Source organism: Dellaglioa sp. CoH-57-MRSF-18, assembly GCF_056781995.1.
The window spans coordinates 1-318 of the sequence record NZ_JBXAXX010000171.1 but is presented as its reverse complement, the minus strand read 5'-3'; the positions used below and the strand labels follow the sequence as shown (position 1 = coordinate 318).

The following is a 318-nucleotide window of genomic DNA, read 5'->3' as shown; positions in this document are numbered from 1 at the left end:
AGCGTATCCTGACGACGTACCGTCGTTTGCGAAGCGTAGCAAGGGACCCCACTTCGGCATGTGGAAGTTGGATGGCACGAGCCTCCAAGGACTGTACGATCGTGGCACTCCCAAGGCTCTTATCACGCGTGGTGATGGCATGGTTGGTCGCGATGTGTCGTACCTGATTCCGAAGCTTGTAGAGTTCGGACTGATTCCGGCACGGATTCCGACCCGAAACCGAACGGTCTTTCGATTCGAAGCATTGATGAAGAAGGATGTGTTTGCTGAGAAATACAGCCGTGAGGCAGCGGGCGACGACGGTTTCGACAATGCGCG

The 318-nt window shown here is 55.7% G+C and carries 1 protein-coding gene; it reads left to right on the top strand.

Features of this window, described 5'->3' with window-relative positions; genetic code table 11:
• Nucleotides 1–58: 58 nt before the first annotated feature.
• Nucleotides 59–318 (top strand): hypothetical protein (locus tag AC1RPG_RS08600; RefSeq protein ID WP_481762570.1); only part of this gene is annotated, 260 nt, incomplete at its 3' end.